This window comes from Serratia sp. TSA_198.1, from assembly GCF_052686505.1.
In genome coordinates, this window is sequence record NZ_JBQZFP010000014.1 from 1 (window position 1) to 5,265 (window position 5,265).

Here is a 5,265-nt window from a genome sequence, read left to right on the forward strand (position 1 = left end):
TTGGGGCCAGGAAATACCGGATGCAGCTCAATTTACCGCCACTTCACGAAAAAAGACCGCTTAAGTTATGCTTATAATCATAAGTGGGAGCGATTTTTAAAAATGATAAATAATTTCATACATATAAAAAGCACTAAATAGTAGGCATTGTGCTACGTGTGCATAGACGTCAAATTAAGATAATACCGGTATTAATCACGTCACTCATTATCTCCATTACATTACCCAATCTATTTATATAAATATCTCCTTATAAAACAATTGGAAGTATATTCCACATGGATGATTTCCTGGCTAAATTAAAATCAATAAAAACAAATATTAGCCTAGCGCGTCGAATCTAGTAGACTAGGTAAAAGTTTATTTCCGTATAGGTATTTAACGTTATGTCTATTGAACGTGCGTCTTTAAAAACACACAATACCTTTGCGCTCCCGGTTAACGCAGCGCATCTGGTCATTGCAGATAGAATCGAATTAATGATCAAGGTTTGGCAAAAAACGCAAAAGCGTCAAGAGCCATTGTTGGTGCTCGGTGAGGGAAGTAATGTCCTGTTCCTTGAGGATTTTGCCGGTACGGTTATGATCAATCAATTCAAAGGCATCGATATCAGAGAAGAGACGGATGCCTGGTACCTTCATGTTGGCGCCGGCGAAAACTGGCATGGTTTGGTCTGCACTACGTTGGATAACGGTATCCCTGGGCTGGAAAACCTGGCTTTGATTCCGGGTCTGGTCGGTTCTGCACCTATTCAAAATATTGGTGCTTATGGTATCGAACTGAAAAGTGTATGCGACTACGTTGATTTACTGGACTTTAATACAGGTGCCATCGATCGTATCCCGACATCAGAGTGCGGATTCGGTTATCGTGACAGCATTTTCAAGCATGATTTTCAGACCGGCTATATTATTGTCGGCGTAGGCTTGCGACTGAGTAAACAGTGGAGCCCGATGCTGAATTATGGCGATCTGACGAAACTGGATCCGGAAACGGTGACACCACGTCAGATATTTGAGTCGGTATGCGCAATGCGCCGCAGTAAGTTGCCTGATCCCGCGGTTACCGGTAATGCAGGTAGTTTCTTCAAGAACCCGCTGGTCAGTGAGCAGAAGGGCGCTGAGCTGGTTGCTCTTTACCCGGGTATGCCACATTACCCGCAACAGGATGGCCAGGTGAAGCTGGCTGCCGGCTGGTTGATCGACCAGTGTGAGCTGAAGGGTTATCAAATTGGCGGTGCAGCGGTACATCGTCAACAGGCGCTTGTTCTGGTTAATCTGGGTGATGCCAGTAGCCAGGACGTAGTCGCTTTGGCTCGCCATGTACGCAATACGGTAGCGAAGAAGTTCGATGTGTGGCTGGAACCCGAAGTTCGTTTTATCGGCGCGACGGGTGAATGTAATGCTGTGGAAGTTCTCTCATGAAAGACTCCAAAGTCCCACTAAAGATAATTGCGCTATTGGCTGACGGCAGTTTCCATTCAGGAGAGCATCTTGGCGAGTATCTCGGGATGAGTCGCGCAGCGATTAATAAACATATCCAGACAATTCGTGAGTGGGGTCTGGATGTATTTACCGTGCCGGGAAAAGGGTACAGTCTGCCTGCTCCCATCCAACTGCTGGATTCTAAACGTATTCTTGTTCAACTGGCAGATAAGCGTGTAACTGTGTTATCGGTCGTAGACTCTACCAACCAATATCTTCTGGACCGCATCACTGAGTTACAATCGGGTGATGCCTGTGTCGCTGAGTATCAGCAGGCGGGGCGTGGCCGACGCGGGCGGCAATGGATATCACCGTTTGGCGCCAATCTGTATCTTTCGATGTTTTGGCGTCTGGAGCAGGGACCGGCAGCGGCAATGGGTCTGAGCCTGGTGATTGGTATAGTGATGGCAGAGGTGTTGCAACGCCTTGGCGCTGAGGAGGTCAGGGTTAAATGGCCGAATGATTTATACCTCAACGATCGTAAACTGGCTGGTATCTTGGTGGAATTAACAGGAAAAACCGGTGATGCCGCGCAGTTGGTGATGGGCGCCGGTATCAATTTGGCGATGCGAGAAAGCAATGCCAATGCTATCAATCAGGGTTGGATAAACCTGCAGGAAGCGGGGATTAGCATAGATCGCAATGAGCTTGCAGCAACCTTGCTGAATGAGTTGCGCCAATCTTTGCAGCAGTTTGAGATTGATGGACTGGTACCCTTCATTTCGCGATGGCGTGCTTTGGATAACTTTATTGATCGGCCTGTTAAACTGCTAATTGGCGAACAACAAATTTTTGGCATTGCGCGTGGTATTGATCAGCAAGGGGCATTATTGCTCGAGCAGAATGGTGCAATCAAGCCATTTATCGGGGGGGAAATATCTCTACGTAGCGCCGAATAATAATTATTGATAGGGGACTAACATTGTCCCCCTCTGTTTTATAGCATTATTTTCTCAATCGCACATGTTCGACCGCATGATTAGCGCTTTTCGTCATTATCAGGCTGGCTCGCTCACGGGTTGGAAGGATATTCTGCTGTAAATTCAATCCATTAATCTCGTTCCATAGTTGGGTGGCAATGTTAATGGCCTCCGGTTCTGGCAGCTTTGCGTAGTTATGGAAATAAGAGTCAGGATTAGAAAATGCACCCTGGCGAAATTTCAGGAACCGATTGATATACCAGGTTTGCAGCAATTGCTCAGGAGCATCGACATATATTGAGAAATCAACGAAGTCAGAAACAAATACGTGATGTGGATCGTGAGGGTAATCCATTCCGCTCTGTAATACGTTTAATCCTTCCAGAATAAGAATATCTGGCTGCTCAATAACTTTATTGCCATCCGGAACAACGTCATAGATCAGGTGGGAATATACGGGTGCCGTCACGCGTTTGGCACCGGATTTCACCTCAGAAACGAATTTCACCAGGCTGTGCATATCGTAAGACTGCGGGAATCCTTTTTTCTTCATTAACCCCCGTTCGTTCAGCACCTTATTAGGGTGCAGGAAACCGTCGGTGGTGATCAGTTCAACACTCCGATGCTCCGGCCAACTGCTAAGTAATGCCTGGAGTAAACGTGCGGTAGTGCTTTTGCCTACGGCAACGCTGCCGGCAATGCCGATGACATAGGGAATTTTCTGACCATCGGTACCGAGAAATTGTTCAAGTACGGCCTGACGACGAAGGTTGGAACTGATATAGAAGTTCAGCAGACGCGATAGCGGCAGATAAATCTGTGCTACCTCTTCCAAAGAGAGATCTTCGTTAATCCCTTTTAGTTTAACGATCTCTTCTTCTGACAGCGTCAGCGGCACCGAATCTCGCAACGCAGCCCACTGGGTACGATCGAACTGAAGGTAAGGCGTCGCTAAAGATTGATCTCTTTTTATCATAAGCCAAATTCTGCCTGTTAACGCAGGTTGGGAAAGGCGCCAGACGCCAAGTCCAGATAATAAACAAGCTGCATATTATAGACAGCTTGGTTTTTGGCGTAGACTTTTTTCGCAAAAGTTGGCGATTAGTAGGAGTTTATGTCAATTGTGCGAGGCGGCGCGCAGTTGATTGATAGGGGCTGCAAAGCGGTATCATCCGGTGATAATACCGCTTTCATGCTAGCTGGCGATTGCGCGGAAAGGTTGATTTACGGCAAACAGGCGTTTGTAATAAATCACCGTGGGATGGTAACTGCCATCTGGCGCGGCGGCATAATCCGGCAATTCACCCAGGCAGCGATAACCAAGAGAACGATACAAGGCTTCTGCAGCTGAGCCGGTCTGAGTATCCAGATACAACAAACCTCGATGCTGCTGCAGGGCGCTTTTCTCTAATGCCTTCATTAAGGCATGCCCAACACCGTTACGCTGTGCGCGGCTGTGAACCAACAGTTTTTGTATCTCAGCGCGATTACGGCCATTCGGTTTTTGGCACAGCTCGAGTTGCACGGTGCCGATGACGCCACTGTCATCCCTGGCGATCCACAGCAGCAGCTCTCCTTTGGCCAGTGCCGGGCGCAGACTGTGGAAATAGCTCTCGGCATCCTCATGAGAAATCGACGTGTCATAGTCGACAGAAGCGCCGTGAGCGACCGCATCGGTTAATAGACGGGCAAGCTCATCGCGGTAAATAGGTAACGTGGCAGCATTAATCAAAACAAGTTTCATTGGCGATTCCTCCTGTGCGGGGGGTAATGAAAAGAAGCAATAACTGCGCCAAAACGGTAAGCACGCATTGATGGCAAGGCCGATGAAATCTGAGCGCAGTTTATGCATCCGCATAGGGCTGTGTCCTCTTTATGGTGCATTTTTGTGGTGCATTTTTGTGGTGCATTGGCTTGGCTCACAGTTTGCCAAAATTCGAACGATCGGTTGGAGATGGCCAGTACGGAGAAATACCGAGTCAACACTTGTAAAAATCCAATAGATTTTTGCAGAATGATGCTTGTGATTGATGAATGTTTGCACGTCGTGCGGTGTGAATTGCCAGGTAGCATGCAAAATTGGGTGATTTGTGAGCGAAAGTGCACGGAACGCAATTTTTTTGTTGCATAGGTCGCTCGCTCTACCTAGAATGCGCTGCACTTGATGCCGGCTTAGCTCAGTTGGTAGAGCAACTGACTTGTAATCAGTAGGTCACCAGTTCGATTCCGGTAGCCGGCACCAATCAAGTCGCAGTAGTTAAAATCTGGTGGGGTTCCCGAGCGGCCAAAGGGAGCAGACTGTAAATCTGCCGTCACAGACTTCGAAGGTTCGAATCCTTCCCCCACCACCAAATCTTGCCTTCGGCAGTTGACTGGCCAGCGAATAACTCGCGACGGTTAATTTGCGGAAGGGGAAGGCGAAAGTCTTCAGCAAGGTTCGAGTTGTGCAGTGCAAAACGCAGCAGGCTCGAAGGGTGAGAGTTAAGCGACGAACAATCCTTCTCCCACCTAAAAATTCTACAGAAAAGTCAGGTAGCCGAGTTCCAGGATGCGGGCATCGTATAATGGCTATTACCTCAGCCTTCCAAGCTGATGATGTGGGTTCGATTCCCACTGCCCGCTCCAAGATGTGCTGATATAGCTCAGTTGGTAGAGCGCACCCTTGGTAAGGGTGAGGTCGGCAGTTCGAATCTGCCTATCAGCACCACTTCTTATTATCTCGCCCCCTGATTTTCTTTCTGTTCTGGATTCAACAGGCAAATGCTTGGTTGATGTGGTGATACCACCGATTTATCCGTGTCTTAGAGGGACAATCGATGTCTAAAGAAAAGTTTGAACGTTCAAAACCGCACGTTAACGTC

At 47.8% G+C, this 5,265-nt stretch carries 4 protein-coding genes, 4 tRNA genes and 1 other RNA gene; 7 read left to right on the plus strand and 2 right to left on the minus strand.

Annotation, left to right across the window (positions count from 1 at the left end):
• The first annotated feature begins 386 nt into the window (after window positions 1–386).
• Window positions 387–1,424, plus strand: coding sequence for a UDP-N-acetylmuramate dehydrogenase (gene murB, locus ACUTSW_RS24980; protein WP_445585591.1), 1,038 nt, complete (start codon window positions 387–389; stop codon window positions 1,422–1,424).
• Window positions 1,421–2,383 (plus strand): bifunctional biotin--[acetyl-CoA-carboxylase] ligase/biotin operon repressor BirA, encoded by a 963-nt coding sequence (birA, locus tag ACUTSW_RS24985; RefSeq protein WP_445585592.1) that lies wholly within the window; start codon window positions 1,421–1,423, stop codon window positions 2,381–2,383. The genes murB and birA overlap by 4 nt, the downstream gene beginning before the upstream one ends.
• 46 nt (window positions 2,384–2,429) lie before the next feature.
• Here birA and coaA read toward each other — a convergent pair whose 3' ends face one another.
• Window positions 2,430–3,380 (minus strand): type I pantothenate kinase, encoded by a 951-nt coding sequence (gene coaA / locus ACUTSW_RS24990; protein ID WP_004954043.1) that lies wholly within the window; start codon window positions 3,378–3,380, stop codon window positions 2,430–2,432.
• A gap of 219 nt (window positions 3,381–3,599) precedes the next feature.
• Window positions 3,600–4,148 carry a GNAT family N-acetyltransferase gene (locus tag ACUTSW_RS24995; protein WP_445585593.1) on the minus strand — a complete coding sequence of 183 codons (549 nt, stop codon included), beginning with the start codon at window positions 4,146–4,148 and terminating at the stop codon, window positions 3,600–3,602.
• A 422-nt stretch (window positions 4,149–4,570) separates the two neighbouring features.
• Here ACUTSW_RS24995 and ACUTSW_RS25000 point away from each other — a divergent pair.
• The 5 genes from ACUTSW_RS25000 (at window position 4,571) to ACUTSW_RS25020 (ending at window position 5,111) form a co-directional block, all read left to right on the plus strand.
• Window positions 4,571–4,646: transfer RNA gene (locus ACUTSW_RS25000), tRNA-Thr, on the plus strand.
• A 24-nt stretch (window positions 4,647–4,670) separates the two neighbouring features.
• A tRNA-Tyr gene (locus ACUTSW_RS25005) sits at window positions 4,671–4,755 on the plus strand.
• A 46-nt stretch (window positions 4,756–4,801) separates the two neighbouring features.
• A non-coding RNA gene (locus tag ACUTSW_RS25010) (RtT sRNA) lies at window positions 4,802–4,917 on the plus strand.
• A gap of 37 nt (window positions 4,918–4,954) precedes the next feature.
• Window positions 4,955–5,029, plus strand: a tRNA-Gly gene (locus tag ACUTSW_RS25015).
• A 6-nt stretch (window positions 5,030–5,035) separates the two neighbouring features.
• Window positions 5,036–5,111: transfer RNA gene (locus tag ACUTSW_RS25020), tRNA-Thr, on the plus strand.
• Window positions 5,112–5,265 lie beyond the last annotated feature (154 nt).

Coding starts and splice junctions, on each gene's coding strand:
- coaA (WP_004954043.1), bottom strand. CDS start 3,380: ATGATAAAAAGAGATCAATCTTTAGCGACGCCTTACCTTCAGTTCGAT.
- ACUTSW_RS24995 (WP_445585593.1), bottom strand. CDS start 4,148: ATGAAACTTGTTTTGATTAATGCTGCCACGTTACCTATTTACCGCGAT.
- birA (WP_445585592.1), top strand. CDS start 1,421: ATGAAAGACTCCAAAGTCCCACTAAAGATAATTGCGCTATTGGCTGAC.
- murB (WP_445585591.1), top strand. CDS start 387: ATGTCTATTGAACGTGCGTCTTTAAAAACACACAATACCTTTGCGCTC.